This is a genomic window from Rhodococcus sp. NPDC127593, from assembly GCF_042671975.1.
Classification (GTDB): Bacteria; Actinomycetota; Actinomycetes; order Mycobacteriales; family Mycobacteriaceae; genus Rhodococcus_F.
Window position 1 is genome coordinate 1 of record NZ_JBHXWI010000044.1, and the last position, 20,893, is coordinate 20,893.

The following is a 20,893-nucleotide window of genomic DNA, read 5'->3' on the forward strand; positions in this document are numbered from 1 at the left end:
CGTGTCAAGCGAGCAGGGCAGTGACCCGGCGGCACCTCGGGTGCATCGGCAGTCCATCTGAAACCACCGACACAAGGATGGTGCACCAGTGAGCGTCACTCGACTGGGCTCCCAGACCCGTCAGCTGATCGATGCCGCGCGGCACGAACTGCGCGGCGATCCCGCCACCGTCGAGGAACTCCGGCACTGCGGCGCCCGCCTCGAGGAGCCACTGCGTGTTGCCCTCACCGGCACGTTGAAGGCCGGGAAGTCGACGCTGCTCAACGCCCTCGTCGGCGAGGAGATCGCACCCACCGACGCCACCGAGTGCACCCGGGTGGTCACGTGGTTCGAGCAGTCCGCCACGCCGCGAATCGATCTCACCCACGACGCCGGACGCCGGACGCGACTGCCCGTGCACCGGGACGAAGGCAAGCTCTCGCTGGATCTGGGGACGGTGACCGCGGATCGGGTGGAGCGGCTGCAGGTGGGGTGGCCGTCGGCGCTGCTCGGCGAGTTCACGCTCGTCGACACTCCCGGAACGTCGTCGAACTCGCGGGACGTGTCGGCGCGCACCCGGGCGCTGCTCCTTCCCGAGGACAGGCCGTGCGACGTCGACGCCGTCGTCTACCTGACCCGAGGCACCGACGGGGCGGACGTGCGGCTGCTCGATCAGTTGCAGACCCGGGTCGGGACCGCGGCGGGTCCGCTCGGCATCGTCGGTGTGCTGTCGCGGGCCGACGAGGTGAAGGGCGGTCGCGAACGCACCCTCGATGCGGCCCGGGCCGCCGCGGACGACGCGGGCCGCCGGGTGCAGCGGAGCCTGCTCCCCGTGTCGGGACTTCTCGCGCTCCGCGGTCGCACTCTGCGTCAGACCGAGTTCGACGACCTCGCCGTGCTCGCCGCCGTTCCGGACAGCGCACTCGAGTCCGCGCTGCGCTCGGTCAGCCGGTTCACCGGCGAGGACCCCGATCTCCTGCTGTCGCCGCGGCAACGAAGCGACCTCCTCGACGCGTTCGGCCTGTTCGGTATCCGGTTCGCGGTCAGGCTGATTCGCGCGGGCGCGACCGACGCGCCGGCGCTGGCCCGCGAGCTGACGGCGCACAGTGGCCTGGAGGACCTCCGACGCACCCTGCATCTGCAGTTCGGTCAGCGCAGCACCGAACTGAAGGCGCACTCGGCGCTCAGATCGCTGAAGGCCGTGCTGGCCCGCACCCCGTCGTCGGCGAGCCGCAGCCTGAGCAGGGCAGCCGACCGGCTACTCGCAGACACCCACGTGTTCCGGGAACTGCGGGTGTTGTCGGGACTGCGGACCAGCGGTCTGCAGTTGCGGGACGCGGACGTCGTCCTGCTCGAGCGGGTGCTCGGCGGCGAGGGCATGTCGCCGCACACCCGCCTCGGCATGCCCGCCGACGCCGCCCCGGAGCAGATCTCGCGCGTCGCGCTGACGGCCCTGCGGTTCTGGCGGTCCCAGGCGGGCCGGCCCACGATCGACACGGCGACGGTTCAGGCGTGCGCGTGCGCGGCCCGTTCCTGCGAGGCACTGCTGGCGCGGTGAGCGCTCGGCGCCGGGCGACTCGTCTGGCCTGTTTGCTACTCGGACAGGCCGAGCGATTCGGCAAGTTGCGGCCACGACGCACGTAGATCGTCCTCCCAGTAACCCCAGGAATGCGTACCGTTGTTTCGAAAGTCGAACGTCGCCGGAATGTTCAACTGATGTAGACGCTCCGCCAGCCGGTGGGTACAGACGTTGGTGGCTGCTTCGATCGCGCCGCCGACCGCTATCTGATCCTGCAACGGCGGAGATTGCGGAGTCCGCGGCTGCAGAGGGCTCTCGTGTGGTCCAGGGAGTCCGTTGCCGTTCGCGATGAAGAGCGAAAGCCCCCTCAGCCCCTCTGCGTCGAGGTAGGGATCGTGTTCGCGCCATCCGGGTCCGTTGAAGGGTCCCCACATGTTCCTCGCGTCGCCATTACCCAAGGCTTCGACGACCAGCCGGACGTAGGCCTGGCCGAGCGGGTCGCTGGTCTGCGCGCATCCGCTGTACGAGGCCACGCCCCGGTACAGACCGGGAGCCTCGATGGCCAGGTCGAGCACGGAAGTGGCCGACATCGACAGGCCGGCGATCGAGTTCACCGAGTTCGTGCCGAGCTTCGAATCGATCACCGGTGGGAGTTCACGGGTAAGGAACGTAGTCCATCTGTTCCGCCCGAGTACTGGGTCGTCCGTCACCCAGTCGGTGTAGTAGCTGAACATTCCCTCGGCCGGAATCACCACGTTGGCGTTCTTGTCGGCGAAGAAGTCGAGAATGTCGGTTTGGTTCAGCCAGTTCGCGCCGTCCTCGCCGCCACCGGCACCGTTGAGCAGATACAGCGTCGGCCGCGGCGCACTGTCCTCGGAAGGTCGGATCACCTGCAACGGGATCACCCGATCCATCGACGGGGAGTACACGAACACGTCCCACCGGCGATCGTCGATCTTGTCGATGTGGTCGACATATGCGGTTGATGTCGATTGCGGCCGCTGCGGGTCGGCACCCGCCGGGGCCACCCCAACCAGACTCGAGGCAACCGTTGCGGCACTCACCAGACCCATAATCCATCGTTCACGCGCTCCTGACAGCCGAGGCGAACGCCCGTTTTTTCGTGAATCCTCGCGAACCCTGATTCGCGCGCGTCGATGACCGCAACTGACCGGCTCACCCATCATGTTGTTTGCTCTCTCAGGGCCTCGTTCAAGATCTGGCCGGTGACCGCAAGAGCATCGGGTGAGGTCATCCGCCAATGCGTGGCCGGCACGGCGTGGTCGTGGACCGCGCCCGTGACCGCGTGGCCCCAACCCTGGGCCGCCCGCTCTCCGTCGGCTGCCGCGGTGAAGAACACGATGTCACCGTCGAAGCGTGCGGGTCGATATTCGGACATCAACCTCGAGTTCCGCTCCGCCGCCGACAGGAGCCGCCCCAGCACCCATTCGACTCGTTCCACGGAAGACCCGGTCAGCTCGGCCAGACCGGCAGTAACATCGTCGAGACCGCGACCGGATTCAGTTCTCACGAACTCCTCTTCGATGCCGAAACCGCCCAGCAACTCGCTTATCGAGATGTCGTCGACCGACCCGTCCCCCGCATTCGGCCCGACAAAGCTGTCCATCATGGCCAGCAATTCCACCTGTTCGCCCACCGCCTGGAGATGCACCGCCATCGCGTGGGCGATGACACCGCCGAGCGACCAGCCGAGCAGCCGGTATGGACCGCAGGGATAAACGCGACGAATCTCGCGGATATAGCGGTCCGCCAGTTCCTCGAGCGACGCGGGCAGGTAGTTCTCCTCGAGAATCGACGGACTTTGTACGCCGTAGAGCGGCAAATCGGTATCGAGGTATTTCGCTAAACCGGAGTAGCACCAGGACAATCCGACAATTGGATGAATGCAGAACAGCGGCGTCCCCGCGCCCGCGCGGATCGTCAGCAGCGCCCCGAGACCCTCCTCGTCCGTGCCCATAACACCGCTCTCGATCCGACAGGCCAGGGCTTCTGTCGTGGAATCCGAGAAGAGCCACTGCAGCCGAACAGCCGTCTTCAGCTCGGTTCTCAACCGGTACACCACCTGCGCTGCGACGAGCGAGTTGCCGCCAAGTGCGAAGAAATCGTCATCCAGTCCGACCTCCTCGAGGCCGAGAATTTCTGCGAACACAGCGGCCACTGTCTCTTCGATGGGGTTGGTCGGCGCCCGGAACTCCCGAACGACGAACGACGGCGCGGGCAACGCCCGTCGGTCGAGCTTCCCACTGGGATTCAACGGCAACGCGTCGAGCTCCATCAGCACGTCCGGAACCATGTAGTTCGGCAGCGAGGTACTCACCACCTCGCGTGTCGCCTCGACGTCGACGGTCCGCCCGCTGGTCGGCACCACATACCCGACCAACTGCTGACCGAACTCACCGTCGCGCACGACCACCACGGCCTGGTCCACCGACTCGTCTGCCCTGAGCGCGGTCTCGATCTCCCCCAACTCGATCCGCAGACCACGTACCTTCACCTGAAAATCAGTTCGCCCCAGGAACTCCAGATCACCGTTAGCGTTCCACCGCACACGATCACCCGTGCGATACAAACGCGAACCCGGACCCCCGAACGGATTGGCCACGAACCGCTCCGCCGTCAGATCAGCCCGGCCATGATACCCACGCGCCAACTGCACACCCGCCACATACAATTCACCCGCCACACCCACCGGCACCGGACCTAAACGCCGATCTAATACCACCACGGTGGTATTCCACACCGGTCCGCCGATCGGAACACTCAGCAACTCACCCCCACCACACCGATACGACGCCGCAGTCACCGCACACTCGGTCGGACCGTACTTGTTGTCCAACCGCGCCACCGACCTCGTCGCCCACCGCGCAGCCAAGTCCACCGGCAACTCCTCACCACCAGCGAACACACACCGCAACGAATGCGGTATCCGCACCCCCGGATCCATCAACAACGCCGCCAACATCGACGGCACGAACGCAGCCACGGTGATACCGGACTCTTCCATCAGTGACAGCAGATAGTCCGGATCCCGATGCCCCTCCGGACGCGCGACCACCATCCGAGCCCCGACAGTCAACGGAACGAACAACTCCCACAACGACACGTCGAACGTCACAGGAGTTTTGTGCAGCACGACATCGGAGTCATCGAACTCGTATTCAGCGGCCAACCAGGACAATTGGTTTGCAATCGCGCGGTGGCTGACCGAAACGCCTTTTGGTTTTCCGGTCGATCCCGACGTAAAGATTACGTACGCCAGATTCTCCGGCCGTGCGGATGTCACGACTTCGGACTCCCCAACCGGTTCGGACGAATACGCCGACAAATCCAACGCGTCAAGGCTCAGTACTGGAATCCGGAACGCGCCGAATCCGTCTCGGGAGGTGGACAGGACACACACGGGTGCTGCCGTTTCCAGGATGTAGTCGTTGCGTTCCGGCGGTTGATCAGGGTCCAACGGCACGAATGCAGCACCCGTTCGGAGCACCGCGTAAACCCCTGTCACCAACTCCAGCGACCGGCGCATCCCCAGTGCCACCAACGACTCCGGTCCCACACCCTCGTCGATCAATCTACGAGCCAATCGGTTCACCCGAGCAGAGAACTCGGCATACGACAGCGACTCGTTGTCGTACACGACTGCCACTGAGTCCGGTGTTCGGGCCACCTGCGCATCGAATCCGTCGAGCAGCAGTCCATCCGGGACGTCGTGTCCCGTGATGTTCCACTCGCGCAGCATCCGACGCCGCTCGTTTTCGTCGACGATCGAGATGTCGCCCACCGGCATCATCGGATCATCCACCACCGCTTCGAGAATTCGCACGAACCGCCCCGCGATCTCGCGCACCGTCGCGGCGTCGAATACATCCGTCGCGTAGGACAGCGTTCCCACGAATCCAGCCCCGCCATCCGCCGACTCACCCACAGTCATCGACAGGTCGAACTGCACTGCTTGCCGATCGACCTCCACCGGCGAGACCGTCAATCCCGGAAGCTCCACCGCCGGCCGAGTGAAATTCTGAAACGCCAACATCACCTGGAACAACGGAGAGAACGACTGAGACCGAATCGGATTCAGCTTGTCCACCAACCGCTCGAACGGAACATCCGCCCGAGAGAACGCCTCGAGATCGACATCGCGCATCCGCCCCAGTAGTTCCGCGAACGATTCGCCCGGCTCGTACTGAGCCCGCAACACCAACGTATTGACGAACATGCCCACCAGATCGTCCAACGCCGCATCACCACGGCCCGCCACCGGCGACCCGATCGCGATATCGGTCGCCCCACTCAGCCTCGCCAACAGCACCGCCAACGCCGTATGCACAACCATGAACGGCGTCGCACCCTGTTCACGGGCCAGCGCCGCGAGACGCTCCACCGTTGCCGCCGGCACGGTGAAATCCACGCTGGAGCCGAGGCCCGACCGCACCGGCGGGCGTGGCCTGTCGGTAGGTAACGCCAGCGCATCCGGAAGCCCCGACAACGCACCCATCCAGTACGCGATCTGTTGCGACATCAACGATCCCGGGTCGTCTTCCGAACCCAGCACCTCCCGCTGCCACAACGCGTAATCCGCATACTGCAACGGCAACGGCGTCCAGGACGGCTCATGCCCTGCGTGCCGGGAGGCATATGCCACCAACACGTCTCGGCCCATCGGTCCGGTTGAGAAACCGTCCGCGCAGATATGGTGCACCACCACCGCCAAGACGTGCTCGGACTTCGACACCCGGTACAGCGCCCCGCGCACCGGCACCGATTCCGTGACCTCGAAGCCCGCCGTGAGCAATGCAGCCACCCGCATCCGCAGCTCTTCCTCGTCCGCGACCGGAATCGGCGTCAGGTCCATCGACACTCCCGACGCATGCACGATGCGCTGTGTCGGCCCCTGGTCCGAGTCCGGGAACACCGTCCGCAACGCCTCGTGCCGAGCGAACACGTCGAGCACCGCAGCCTGTATCGCAGCCACATCCAATTCACCGGTCAGGCGGACCACGAGCGGAATGTTGTATGCCGCCGACTCCGGGTCGAACTGGTTGAGGAACCACATCCGCTGCTGCGCCAATGACAGCGGAACTCGGTCGGGCCGCTCGCGGCGCGTCAGTACCGGGCGTCCACCCTCACCGGCATGCTCGTCGGCCCGCACCGCCAGCGCCGCCACCGTCGACGCCTCGAAGATCACCCGAACCGGCACACGGGTGTCCAACGCCGCACCCAACCGGGACACCACCTGCGTCGCAACCAACGAATTACCGCCCAACGCAAAGAAATCGTCGTCCAGACCGACCCGCTCGAGCCCCAGCACCTCCGCGAAAATACCCGCCACGACCTCCTCGACCGGCGTAGTCGGCGCCCGAAACTCCCGAGCGACGAACGACGGCGCGGGCAACGCCCGTCGGTCGAGCTTCCCACTGGGATTCAACGGCAACACGTCGAGCACTACCAGCACGTCCGGAACCATGTACCGCGGCAGCGAAGTACTCACCACCTCGCGTGTCGCCTCGACGTCGACGGTCCGCCCACTGGTCGGCAGCACATACCCGACCAACTGCTGACCGAATTCACCGTCGCGCACGATCACCACGGCCTGGTCCACCGACTCGTCCGCCGTCAGCGCGGTCTCGATCTCCCCCAACTCGATCCGCAGACCACGTAGCTTCACCTGGAAATCGGTACGACCCAAATATTCGAGGTCGCCGTTCGAATTCCACCGCACCAGATCACCCGTGCGGTACAGCCGCTCACCGGAGTCGGCGAAGGGATTGGCGACGAAACGTTCTGCCGTTAGCGCCCCGCGGGCATGATAGCCGCGGGCGAGCTGGATTCCGGCGAGATACAACTCCCCCGGCACGCCGACGGGCACGCGGTGTAACCGGCGGTCCAGCACGAACGTGCGGGTATTCCTTATCGGTCTCCCGATCGGTATCGGACCCGCCACGCCCCGCAGGCAGCGATGCACGGTCGAGGTCACCGTGGCTTCCGTCGGACCGTAGGTATTGTCCAGCACTGCCTCGGTCCGCGCGGCGAACCGAGCGGCCAAGTCCGAGGACAGCGCTTCTCCGCCGACCGAGACATACCGCAGCGACCGCGGCAGTGCGAGCGCCGATTCCGCGAGGAACAATGCGAGCATCGACGGCACGAATTCCAAGATCGTGACGTGCCACCGGACCGACATCCGCATCAGGTACTCGGGATCACGATGTCCTCCAGGCGCGGCAACCACCAATCGAGCACCGACCTGTAGTGGATAGAACAGCTCCCACACCGACGCGTCGAACGTGATGGGCGTCTTGTGCAACACCGTGTCGCGATCGCCGAGCGCGTAGCGGTCACGCATCCACGCAATCTGGTTCACTGCCGAGCGGTGGCTGACCGCGACGCCTTTCGGTCGCCCTGTGGATCCGGACGTGAAGATCGTGTAGGCGAGATTCTCGGGCCGCAGTGGCGCCAGCCTGGACCTGTCGGTCACCGTCTCAGAGTCGAAGACCGACAGGTCCAGGATGTCGACCTCGTCGGCGTCCACCGACGCCGGCAGGTCACCACGGTCCGTGGACGTGGTCAGCACCACGACGGGTTTCGCGGTCGCAATCACGTACTCGGTGCGGTCTGCGGGATGCTCCGGATCCAGTGGCAGGTACCCGGCACCGGCTTTGAGCACAGCGTAAATGCTCACCATCATCGCGAGGGAGCGACTCATGCCCAGCCCCACCAGCGACTCCGGTCCTACCTCTCGTGAGATCAGGTATCGGGCCAGCCGATTCGCGCGAGAATCGAACTCGGCGTATGTCAACGTCTGTTCCTCGAACACCACCGCCACCGCATCCGGCGTCCGGTGTACCTGCTCGTCGAAGAGCTGCACCAGGGTCCCGCCCTCGACAACCACGGCTGTGGCATTCCATCGCTCCATCGCCGCACGCTCGTCGACGCTTCGCAACTCGAGCTCGCCGACCGGTATGGTCACATCGCGTGTGACCGCCTCGAGGATGGTGACGAGTTGGGTCGCGAATCGGGCGACCGTCGATTCCTGGAACAGGTCGAGCGCATAGACGATTGATCCCTCGATTCCGGTCCGATGCCCCTCGGAATCCGAGGTGTCGGTGAAGTGGAATTCGAGATCGAGTTTCGCACCGACGATGTCCGTTTCCAGCGGGGCGATCTCCAGGCCCGGCAGAGTTACCCTGGACCGGACGAAATTGTGAACCACCAGCAGTACCTGGAACAGGGCTGAATGGGCTGTGGAGCGCGTGGGATTGAGGACTTCCACCAGGCGTTCCAGCGGAACGTCGGGGTTGCCGAAGGCGGCGAGGTCGACTTCCCGGACGTCGGCCAGAATATCGGCGAACGACGTTGCGGGGTCGACGCGGCTTCGCAGCACCAGTGTGTTTCCGAACATGCCGATGAGGTCGTCGAGTGCCGGGTCGCCGCGGCCGGCTATCTGTGTGCCGATGGGGATGTCCTCAGTTCCGCTCAGGCGGGCCATCAGCACCGCCAGCGACGCGTGGACGACCATGAAGAAGGTCGAGTTGAAATCTCGTGCAAGGTGATCGATACGCTCGGCCAGATCCGAACTCAGGGTGAAGCCGACCTTGGCGCCGCGCGGTGATTGTACTGCCGGACGCGGATGATCCGTCGGCAGCTCCACCATCTCCGGCAGATCTGCCAGAACCTCGGTCCAGTACCGCAGTTGTTCCGAGATCAGTGACGTCGGATCATCCTGCGCGCCCAGGATCTCCCGCTGCCACAGGGTGTAGTCCGCATACTGCACCTCGAGCGGCGACCAGCCTGGCTCATGTCCCTCACGCCGCGCGGCGTACGCCACCACGATGTCGCGCGACATCGGCGCTGCTGAGCCGCCGTCACTGGAAATGTGGTGCACTACCATCGCCAGCACGAACTCGTGGTCGTCGAGCTGGAACAGCTTCACGCGCAACGGGACTTCCCGGGACACGTCGAACCCGCACCCGACGAAGTCGAATACGAGGGCATGTGCCTCCTCCGGAGCGACCCGCTCCGGCGTCACACTCAGCGGGAGCGCCGATGTGGGGACGATTACCTGAGACGGCCCGTGGTCCGAGTCCGGGAACATAGTGCGCAAGGCTTCGTGCCGGTCGATCACGTCGACCAATGCGGTCTGGAGCAATTCGATGTCCAGATCACCGGAAAGCCGAATTGCCAGAGGAATGTTGAAGGCCGCCGAATCCGGGTCGAACTGGTTGAAGAACCACATCCGCTGCTGCGCCAACGACAACGGAATCCGCGCCGGCCGCACCCGACGCGTCAACGCCGGCCGCCCACCTTCACCAGCATGCTGCTCGGCCCGCACCGCCAGCGCCGCCACCGTCGACGCCTCGAAGATCACCCGAACCGGCACACGGGTGTCCAACGCCGCACCCAACCGGGACACCACCTGCGTCGCAACCAACGAATTACCGCCCAACGCAAAGAAATCGTCGTCCAGACCGACCCGCTCGAGCCCCAGCACGTCCGCGAAAATACCCGCCACGACCTCCTCGACCGGAGTAGTCGGCGCCCGAAATTCCCGAGCGACGAACGACGGCGCGGGCAACGCCCGTCGGTCGAGCTTCCCACTGGGATTCAACGGCAACGCGTCGAGCATCATCACCTGCGACGGCACCATGTAGTTCGGCAGCGTCTCGCCCACCGTGATGCGCAGCGCCTCGGGGTCCAGGGCAACCTTGGTATCGGCCACTACGTATCCCACCAGTTGTTCACCGGTGTGGGGATCGTGGTGCAAGACCACGACGGTCTGCGCAACTCCTTCGCACCTGCTGAGCGCTGCCTCGATCTCACCGAGTTCGATCCGCAGACCCCGCAATTGCACCTGTGAGTCGATTCGCCCGACGAAGTTCAGTCGTCCGTCTTTCGTCCACCGCACCAGATCGCCCGTGCGGTACATCAGTTCGCCGGAACCCCTGAAGGGATTGGCCACGAATCGAGCTGCCGTGAGTGCACCGCGGGCATGGTAGCCGCGGGCGAGCCCACTGCCAGACAGATACAGCTCGCCGATCACGCCGACCGGAGAGGGATGCAGCCTTGCATCGAGGACAACCGCTCCGGCGCCCTCGATCGGGGTGCCGATCGTGATTCGTTCCTCCGGCACGAGCGGCTCGGTCATGGAGATGATGATGGTGGTCTCTGTGGGACCGTAACTGTTGAAGAAACGACAGGCGGGTGCGAACTTCGCGACCAACTCCGGAGGGCAGACGTCTCCGCCGACGACCACGGCCTGGAGTTCGTCGAGCCCGTCCGGGTCGACGATCCCCAGGGCCGCCGGCGCTGTGATGATGTGGGTGACCCGCTCGACGTGCAGCAACTCCGCGAGCTCGCCGCCACCGATGATCTCGGGTGGAGCGACAACCAAGGTGGCGCCGGCACTGAACCCCGCGATCATCTCGAACACCGACGCATCGAAGCTCGACGACGAGAACCTCAGCACCCGCGAGTTGCCGGTCAAGTTCAGTTCGAGGCGGGCGTCCGCACAGAACGACGCCAGCCCGGCATGGGTTACAACGACACCCTTCGGGACCCCGGTCGAGCCCGACGTGTAGATCATGTAGGCCGCATTGGACAACGCCACCGGCGCACCGCGCTCGCCGTCGGTGATCTCTGCCGCCGAAACCTCGTCGCACAGATCCTGCACTTCACCCGCGGTGGGTACCAGCCAGGCAACCTTCCCCGGCAGCGATGTGGTCTCGGCGCTGGTAAGACCGATCACGGCTCCTGAATCGACCAACATGTACTCGATCCGCTCGACCGGCAGTCTCGGATCGACCGGCACGAACCCGCCACCCGCCTTCGCGACCGCCCACACCGCAACCACTGATTCGATGGATCGAGCGAAGGACAGCGCGACAAATGTCTCAGGACCGACACCCCGCGAGATCAACACTCGGGCCAGCCGGTTCGATCGGATGTCGAGGTCCGAATACGACACCTCCACGCCACCGCAGGTCAACGCAACGCCCAAGGGGTTCGACGCGACGCCGGCCGCCAGAATCTCCGGCAACGTCCGTGCCGGCACAGGCAGTGGCACTGGGGCCGCAATCGCAAGCACCCGTTGCCGCTCGGCGGGACCCAGCAAGTCGATGTCGCCCACCGGGACGGACGGATTCTCGACGACCGCGTCGAGCACCCGCACGAACCCCTCTGCGATGCCGCGCACCGTCGGAGCATCGAAGATGTCAGTGGTGTACGACAGCCTCCCCGCATACCCGCCCCCGGCCGCCTCACTCAGAGTCATCGAGAGGTCGAATTGCGCGGCCTCCCACTCCACCTCGAGCGGTGACACCGTCAACCCCGGCAACTCCACCCTCGACGGCGCGAAATTCTGGAACGCCAACATCACCTGAAACAACGGCGAGAAAGACTGCGACCGAACCGGATTCAGCTTCTCCACCAACCGCTCGAACGGCACATCCGCCCTGCCGAACGCCTCGAGGTCCGAATCGCGGACCCGCCCCACCAGCTCCGCAAACGACCGACTCGGCTCACAATCGGCCCGCAATACCAATGTATTGACGAACATTCCCACCAGATCGTCCAACGCCGCATCACCACGGCCCGCCACCGGCGACCCGATCGCGATATCGGTCGATCCACTCAACTTCGCCAACAGCACCGCCAACGCCGCATGCACAACCATGAACGGCGTCGCACCCTGTTCACGGGCCAGCGCCGCGAGACGCTCCACTGTCGCCGTCGGCACCGCGAAATCGACACTCGCACCCACACCCGACCGCACCGCCGGACGTGGCCGGTCGAGCGGCAGAGCCAGCACGTCCGGCAGACCCGCGAGCGCATCCGCCCAGTACTCGAGCTCCTGCGACATCAGCGACGTGGAATCGTCCTCCGAGCCGAGAACGTCTCGTTGCCACAGGGTGTAATCCGCATACTGCACCGGCAGCGGGGTCCACGACGGCGCGTCGCCGGCTGTGCGCGTGGAGTAGGCGTGCACCAGATCGCGGGCGAGTACCTGGATCGACCAGCCATCGATGCTGATGTGGTGCACCACCATCACCAACACGTGTTCGTCAGGAGCCTCGCACCGCACCAATGTCAGAGCGATCGGGATTTGCGTGGTCACGTCGAATCCGCGTGCCACTGCCGCCCGGATCCGCGTATCCAGAGCAGCGGCCGGGACGACGTCGGTCACAACGTCGATCAGATCACCGGTCGCGGCGTGATCGACCGGCAGCACCAGCTGATACGGGCCGTCAGGGGATTCGGGATACATCGTCCGCAGCGATTCGTGCCGATCGAGGATGTCCGCGGCCGCCCGGCGGAGTTCATCGACGTCGAGCGAGCCGGACAGCCGCAGTGCCGCCGCCACGTTGTAGGCACTCGACGCGGGGTCGAACCGATTGAAGAACCACACCCGGGTCTGAGCCAGGGACAGGGGAACCCTGTCCGGCCTCGGGCCGGACACGAGCGCGGGGCGCGGTCCCGCACCGGCGTGCGTCCGGTCGACGACTTTAGCCAGAACCCCGACGGTGGGCGCCTCGAACAGCGACCGCACGTTCAACCCGGTGCCGAGCTCAGCGTTGATCCGGGCTACCACACGGGTCGCGATGAGGGAGTTGCCCCCGAGATCGAAGAAATTGTCCGACATACCGATCCGCGGGGCGCCGAGTACGTCCGCGAGAATCTCCGCGAGGACGGACTCGGTCGGGGTACCGGGCGGGACGAACTGCGCCGAACTCGCGAACTCGGGGACCGGCAGTGCCTTGCGGTCGAGTTTGCCGTTCGCGGTCAAGGGCAGTTCCGCGAGCACGACCAGCGCCGACGGCACCATGAATCGGGGAAGCGTGGCGGCCGCGAAATCGAGGACGTCCCGCTCGGCCGGGGGCCTCCCGGGCGCAGGCACCACGTATCCGGCGAGGTAGTCGCCGGTGGACCCGTCGTTGCGGACCAGTGCCACGGCCTGTGCAACATCGTCGTGCCGGAGCAGCGTCGCCTCGATCTCACCGAGTTCGATGCGCTGGCCGCGAAGCTTGACCTGGAAGTCCGTGCGGCCCAGGTATTCGAGCTGTCCGGTCGGCAGCCACCGAACCAGGTCACCGGTGCGGTACAGCCGACTGCCTTCTCGCACATTTCCTGCCGCCGCGAAGGGGTTCCCGACGAACCTGTCCGCCGTCAGATCGGACCGGGCCTGATATCCGCGGGCGAGCTGGACGCCGCCGAGATACAACTCCCCCGCTACCCCGACGGGAACGGGACGCAGGCGTCCGTCGAGCACATACGTATGGGTGTTCCAGACCGGCGCTCCGATCGGCACGGTGATCTCGTCCGGCCCGGTCTCGTAGTAGGTCACGTCGACCGCTGCCTCGGTGGGACCGTACAGGTTGTGCAGCTCCGCCCCGCTCACCCGGTGCAGATCCGCCGCCGTCATGGGTGGAAGCGCCTCACCACTGGTGAACACCCGGCGCAACGAACTGCACCCGTCGACATGCGCCCCGGCAAGGAACACGGCGAACATCGACGGGACGAAATGCACGGTGGTCACCGATTCTTCGCGGATCACCCGCTCGAGATAGGCGGGGTCACGGTGCCCGTCCGGCTCGGCGATCACCAGCCGGGCGCCGGTCTGCAACGGCCAGAACAACTCCCACACCGACACGTCGAACGTCACGGGGGTCTTCTGGAGAACCACGTCGTCGTCGCTCAGCGGGTACCGGTGCTGCATCCACAGCAGCCGGTTGACGATGCCCTCGTGCGGTACTGCCACACCCTTGGGTCTGCCTGTGGAGCCGGAGGTGAAGATGACATACGCAGGGTTTCGGGTATGCAACGGCCCCAACCGGTCCCGGTCCCGGATGGGGTCATCGGACAGCGCCGATACATCGAGGGTGTCGAGGTCGACGGCCGGAACCTCGCGGGGCAGCGCGGCGCGATCCGCGGTCGTGGTGAGAACGACGACTGGACCGGCGGTTGCCACGACGTACGCGATCCGCTCGGCCGGCTGGTCCGGGTCTATCGGGATGTACGCGCCGCCGGCCTTGATCACGGCATAGATTCCCACCAGCATATCCACCGAGCGTCGCACCGCTACACCCACGAGCGATTCGGGTCCCACACCCGCGCTGATCAGGAAGCGCGCCAGCTGATTCGCGCGGGCATCGAACTCTGAGTACGTCAGCACCGTCCCCTCGAACACGACGGCTGGGGCGTTCGGCGTGTGAGCCACCTGCGCGTCGAACAGCTCGGCGAGGGTGAGGCGCGGCACCTGGTGTTCCGTTGCATTCCAGGTGTCGACCACCAGTTCCCGTTCCTTGGGAACGAAAAGGTCGACGTCGCCGACCGGGGTGTCCGCGTCGCGCGCGATGGTCTCGAGAATCCCGATCACGCGCGCCGCGAGTGTCGTGACGGTATCGCGATCGAAAATTCCGTGCTGGTAACGCAGGCTCAGCCGCAGTTGAGGTTCGAGGATCGACAGCAGGGTGATCGGATAGTGCGTGGCGTCACGCGCATCGAGAGCGGTCACTCGCATTCCCGCGATGTCGGTGTGCTCGTCGAATCCGGACTTGTCGATGGGGTACGACTCGAACACCGACAACGTGTCGAACAGGTTGCCCAGACCTATGCGTGCCTGGATGTCACCGAGTCCGAGGTAATGGTGATCGAGCAGGGAAACTTGCTCACCCTGGAGGCGGGCGAGCAGCTGCGCGCACGTCTCGTCCGGGTCGATCCGCACCCGCACGGGCACGGTGTTGATGAAAAGTCCCAGCATGCTCTCGACACCGGACAGCTGCGGCGGCCGACCCGACACGGTGGCACCGAACACAACGTCGCGACGGGAGAGCAGCCGGGACAGCAGTATTCCCCACGCCGTCTGGACGACGGTGTTCACGGTGACTCCATGGCGCGCCACCACCGTATCGAGCGCACCGATCAGGGCCGCGGGCAGCGCGATGTCGACTTCGCCCGGCACGCCGTGCTGTTCCGAGGACGCCTGCGGCGCCAGCAGGGTCGGCTCGTCGAGCCCCTCCAGCGCACGTTCCCAGGCGCGGAGGGAAGCGTCCCGGTCGCGTGTCGCCACCCATTCCAGGTACGTGCTGTACGGCCGCGGCTCCGGGAGGGCGGAAGCGTCGTCCGCGGCATAGCGAACCAGCAGCTCGCGCACCAGCAGTGGCATCGACCATCCGTCGAGGATGATGTGATGGTTGGTCAGTGCCAGCACGTGACTCTCGGGTGCGGTGCGGATCAACAGTAGGCGCACCAGCGGAGGACGGGCGAGGTCGAATCGGGCGACGCGGTCGTGATCGAGGAGACGCTCGAGTTCCTCGCCGGCCGCCGACCCGAACCCGGTCAGATCCACCTCACGCCACGGCACGTCCACCCGGTCGACAACCAACTGCGCCGGGATACCGGCGTCGTCGTACTCGAATGCGGCACGCAGATTGGCGTGGTGTGCGAGCACGCCGGCGGCGGCACGGCGCAACCGCGCGGAGTCGACCGCACCGTCGAGGTCGATGCGCAGTTGCGCGGTGTAGATGTCCAGCGAATCGGCGGCCAGCGTCGAGTGGAACAGCAGCCCGGACTGCAACGGGGACAGCGACCAGATCTCTCGCAGCCCCGGGTACGAGTGTTCCCAACGCTCGATTCGACTCTGGCTCACCGTGACCAGCTGGCAATCGGATGGTGTCAGACCACCCGCGACGGGCTGAACAGTGTGCGCGGCAAGACCGTCGAGAGCGCTTCGCCACAGATCCGCGAGGGCCGCGACGTCGGAGTCTCGGATCACCCCGGTCGGGTACGCGAACGATGCCGTCAACCGGGGCCCGTCGGGGCTGTCGACCACCATCGCGTTGATGTCGATCACCGCAGCCACGGCCATGCCGGATCCGCTCGCTGTGATCAGATCCGGCGTCTCGGAGTCCGGCATCCAGCCGAGGTCCTGCAACTCGCCGAGGTGTTGCACGCCCACGCGGCCCAGGTAGTTGAAACTGATCTGCGGCTCCGGGAGACCCCCGAGAATCGACCTCGCGCTCTCGTCGAGATGCCGGAGCAATCCGAATCCGACGCCACGGGCAGGCACCGCGACGAGCTGTTCCTTGACGGCCTTGATCACGACACCGGCAGCATGTCCACCGTCGAAGGCCCCACCGAGTTCGACGGCCGGCAGTTCGAGCCGGACAGGGAAGGCGCTGGTGAACCAACCGACGGTACGTGCAAGATCCGCACCGGCCACGGCCTCCTCCTCACGCCCGTGGCCTTCCAACGTCAGTAGCACCGAACGTTCGTCGATCCCGTGCGAGTGTCGCCGCTGCACAACCGCCATCGCCAGCGCCGACAGGAGTCCGTCGTTGACGCCGCAGCCGAATACATCAGGAAGTCGAGCGAGCACCGCATCCGTCACGGCGGCACTCACGTCGATATGTACCCGCTCGGTCGTGCGCATCGTGTCGATCGCGGACGAGATCGGACGTGTGCCGATACGTGGGTCGGGGCCGCTGAGAACCTCACGCCAGTAGGGCAATTCGTTTCTGTGCGCTCCTCGATCTGCCGCATCCTGCAGTCCATACGCCCAGCGGCGGAACGACGTGCCCACCGGATCCAGCGTCGGCGTCTGCCCCGCGCCCAGCTGCAGCCACGCCGTCGCGAGGTCCGGCAACAGCACGCGCCACGACACACCGTCCACCACCAGGTGATGCGCGAGAACCAGCAGTCGGCCTGGTGCACCTGCAGATTCGGAGACACACCACACCAGCTGAAGCATGATCCCGTTTTCCGGGTCCAGGCGAGCCGCAGCCGCCGCACACTCGGCGATCACCACGTCGGTGAACGCACGGCTGCCGGGTACCGCCGCCGTGACGATCCTCGAAATCCGATCGCCGGCCGACACGCTGCCGGCGGCCGTCGTTTCGAACGCCCAGGTACCGTCGCCGTCGGGGACGAACTTCGAACGCAGGGCATCATGGTGATCGAGCACCGCCGCGAGCGTCGCACTCAACCGATCCGGATCGACATCAGACGGCAAGGTCAGCAGCAGCGCCTGGAAGAAGTCGTCGAAGGGGCCCCGCTCGAGCATCGAGTACATGATCGGTGTCAGCGGGATACGCCCGACGCCGGCGCCCTCGAGCTCCTCGAGGACGACCGCTGATTCTGCCTCCACCGGCACCGCCACGGCGGCGATTCCGGCGATCGTCTTGTGCTCGAACACGGCCCGCGCACTGAAGCTGAGGCCGAACTCCCTGGCCCGGGCGGCGATCTGCATCGCGACGATGCTGTCCCCGCCGAGCGCGAAGAGGCTGTCGTCCACACTCACCCGGTCGAGGCCGAGCGCCTCGGCGACGAGACCCGAGAGCTGCTCCTCCGCCGGTGTCGACGCGGCGCGGAACTCGTGTTCAGCTGATCCGAAGTGTGGTTGAGGCAGGGCACTTCGGTCGAGTTTTCCGGCCGCCGTCACCGGCACGTGGTCGAGCCGCAATACCGCCGACGGGACCATGTGGGACGGCACGATCTCGGCGACGCCCTCGACAATCGCGCCCGGATCGAATTCCCGACCGGTGCCGAGGCGCACGTACGAGACCAGCGCCGTCGTGCCACTCGCCGTCCGGTGAACCACCGTCGCCGCGAAGTCGACGCCGTCCTGGGCGAGCAGTGCCGAGTCGATCTCGCCGAGTTCGATACGGAAGCCACGGATCTTGACCTGGGTGTCGGACCGGCCGATGAACTCGAGCGTGTAGTACTTCGCCTCGGCTCCCTGCGACGACCGCACCCAGCGCACCTCGTCACCGGTGCGGTAGAGGCGAGACCCCGGCTCACCGAAGGGGTTGGCCACGAATCGGTTCGCCGTCAGCCCGTGCCGGTGGTGATAGCCGCGTGCGACTCCGGGGCCGGCGAGGTAGAGCTCACCCACCACCCCGACGGGCACCGCGCGGAGCCTGCGGTCGAGCACCACGACGCTCGCACCCTGGATCGGGCGGCCGATGGTAATCGGTTCGCCCGGCGTCAGCGGCTCACCTGCGGTGATGATGATGGTCGTCTCGGTCGGCCCGTAACTATTGGTGAAGCGACACACCTGGCCGAACCGCTCCACGAGGTCGGGGGTGCACACGTCCCCGCCGACCACCACCGCCTCCAGATGTTCGAGCCCACGCGGGTCGACTGTGTTCATCACCGTGGGAGCGGTGATGATGTGGGTCACCTGCTGCTCGCTCAGCAGGTCGACGAGGTCGGTTCCACCGTGCACCTCGGGCGGGGCGACGACCATCGTGGCGCCGGCGCTGAAGGCCTGGATCATCTCGAATACCGAGGCGTCGAAGCTGGCCGACGAGAACCGCAGCATCCGCGATTCGTCGTGAATGCCGAGTTCCGGGCGGGCGCCGGCCGCGAAGTTCGACAGACCGGTGTGGGTGACGACGACCCCTTTCGGAAGCCCGGTCGATCCCGACGTGTAGATCATGTACGCGGGGTGGTGGACCGACAGCGGGGCGAGGCGATCCATGTCGCCGATCGCGGCGCTCCGCTCTCGGTCACAGCGTGCGCGCACCTCGTCGTGGTCGAGGACGAGCCAGTGAATGCCGTCGGGAAGTGTTGCACGCAGTTCGTGCATCGTGAGCCCCACCAGCGCCCCCGAATCGGACAGCATGTGGGCGACTCGCTCGGGTGGCAGCTTCGGATCGACAGGCACGAAGGCGGCCCCGGTCTTGGCGACCGCCCAGAACGCGACGAGTGACTCTGCCGATCTGGGGAGACTCAGCGCGACGAAGGTTTCCGGTCCGGCCCCCGATTCGATCAGTAGTCGCGCCAGTTGATTGGATCGATGGTCGAGCTCGTGGTAAGCGACCTCCCTTCCCGACGCGCGAATCGCGATTGCGTCCGGCGAGGCGGCAATGCCGTCGGCCAGCAAGTCGGGGAGGAGCCGTTCCGGCTCTGCCCGCGGACCACAACACGGCACGAGATCCGCGCGTTCGTCGGCGTGCAGCACGTCGAGAGCGGCGATGCGGTCGGTGGCCGACGACGCAGCGAACGCGGCGAAGAATTCGAGAAACCGAGCGTGGTGACCGCGCAGCGCCTGCTCGGTGTACAGATTCGGGTTCGCCTCGAAGTCGACCTGCGCCACGTCGCCGGCGACACCGGGATAGATGTTCACAGCGAGGTCCTCCACCGGACCGGTGGTCAGCACGTGGAGCCGGCCGATCGACGGACCGAGCCGAATCTCGTCGTGGAACATCATGATGTTGATCGACGGCCCGAAAAAGCCGCGACGTCCACCCAGGACGCCCGCGTCCCGTCGTATGTCCTCGTGCCGGTACCTCTGGTGACGTAGTGCTCCGGTCAGCTCCCGTTGCGTCCGTCTCATCAAGTCGACGGGGGTCGTTTCGTCGCCGACCGAGAGTCGGATCGGAAGGACGTTGGAGATCATGCCGCCCGAGCGGCGCAGCCGGGCGGTAGTGCGTGCCGAGACCGGCAAGCTCAACACCACGTCGTCCTGGCCGGTCAGGCGGGACAAGAATGCAGCGACGGCAGCCACGGCGGCTGTCGCGAACGTCGCTCCGGGTTCCCGGTCGGTCAGACTCCGCAGTGCGGCTGTCGTAGCGGCGGACAGCGGCGCGCTGCTCACCAGTGACTGCGCCCCGATCTCGGCCGCTCGCCCGGCGAGGCTGATCGTCGGTGGAAGGTTATGGCTGCGTTCGGCCCAGTACTTGCGGTCGGCCTCGAACCGGCTCGAGGTGCGGTAGCGCGCCTCTTCTTCGACGACCTCCTGCAATCCACTCGCGGTGAACTCGGCCGGCGGGCGCCCCTCGACCGCCGCGGTGTACAGCTCCGCGGCGCGGTTCATGAACGTCATGGCGCCGAAACCATCGAGGGCGATGTGATGAATTCGGGAGTACCAGAGGTAACAGTCGTCGGCGATGCGCAACATTGCCGAACGGATCAGCCGATCGTGGAGGAGATCGATCGGGTTGCTGTACTCGGCGCGCATCCACGCCTGAGCCGCCGCCCGCGGATCAGGGTCGGAACGGAAGTCGAGATGTGTCATCTCGAAGCCGAGCGACTCGTCGACCGTCTGGAGCGGCTCACCGTCCCACTCGACGATTCGGAGCAGTCCGGTACCGAGTTCCCGGAGTGCGGCGGGTCCGATCCGTGCGAGCAGGTCGATGTCGAGATCAGCGATTCCGACCTCTACGTACTGAGCGATGACGATCGGAACGTCGCCCAGCAGGTGCTGGGCAAACCACATTCCACGTTGTGCGGCGGAGAGGGGGAACGGCTCGGACAGCGGTGCCACATTCGCCATCACCGTGTCCGAATGGACGGAATTCGTATCGAGATCGTCCAGCGATGACACCCTCGGCCCTCGGCAATCCATAGATCGACACTGAAGCGCGCGAAGGGAACACCCAT

General features: G+C 65.9%; 3 protein-coding genes. 1 reads left to right on the forward strand and 2 read right to left on the reverse strand.

Annotated elements, in window-relative coordinates; all coding sequences use genetic code 11:
• Positions 1 to 88: 88 nt before the first annotated feature.
• A complete protein-coding gene (locus tag ACFVJ3_RS33780; RefSeq protein ID WP_378456200.1) occupies positions 89 to 1,537 on the forward strand; it encodes a dynamin family protein in 1,449 nt (482 codons plus the stop codon).
• 35 nt (positions 1,538 to 1,572) lie between these two features.
• Here the strand turns inward: ACFVJ3_RS33780 and ACFVJ3_RS33785 are convergent, their stop codons facing one another.
• Together ACFVJ3_RS33785 and ACFVJ3_RS33790 are read right to left on the reverse strand one after the other, a co-directional pair.
• Positions 1,573 to 2,571, reverse strand: coding sequence for an alpha/beta hydrolase (locus tag ACFVJ3_RS33785; protein ID WP_378456201.1), 999 nt, complete (start codon positions 2,569 to 2,571; stop codon positions 1,573 to 1,575).
• A 110-nt stretch (positions 2,572 to 2,681) separates the two neighbouring features.
• Positions 2,682 to 20,858 carry a non-ribosomal peptide synthase/polyketide synthase gene (locus tag ACFVJ3_RS33790; RefSeq protein WP_378456202.1) on the reverse strand — a complete coding sequence of 6,059 codons (18,177 nt, stop codon included), beginning with the start codon at positions 20,856 to 20,858 and terminating at the stop codon, positions 2,682 to 2,684.
• Between the last annotated feature and the right edge of the window lie 35 nt (positions 20,859 to 20,893).

Coding starts and splice junctions, on each gene's coding strand:
- ACFVJ3_RS33785 (WP_378456201.1), bottom strand. CDS start 2,571: ATGGGTCTGGTGAGTGCCGCAACGGTTGCCTCGAGTCTGGTTGGGGTG.
- ACFVJ3_RS33790 (WP_378456202.1), bottom strand. CDS start 20,858: ATGGATTGCCGAGGGCCGAGGGTGTCATCGCTGGACGATCTCGATACG.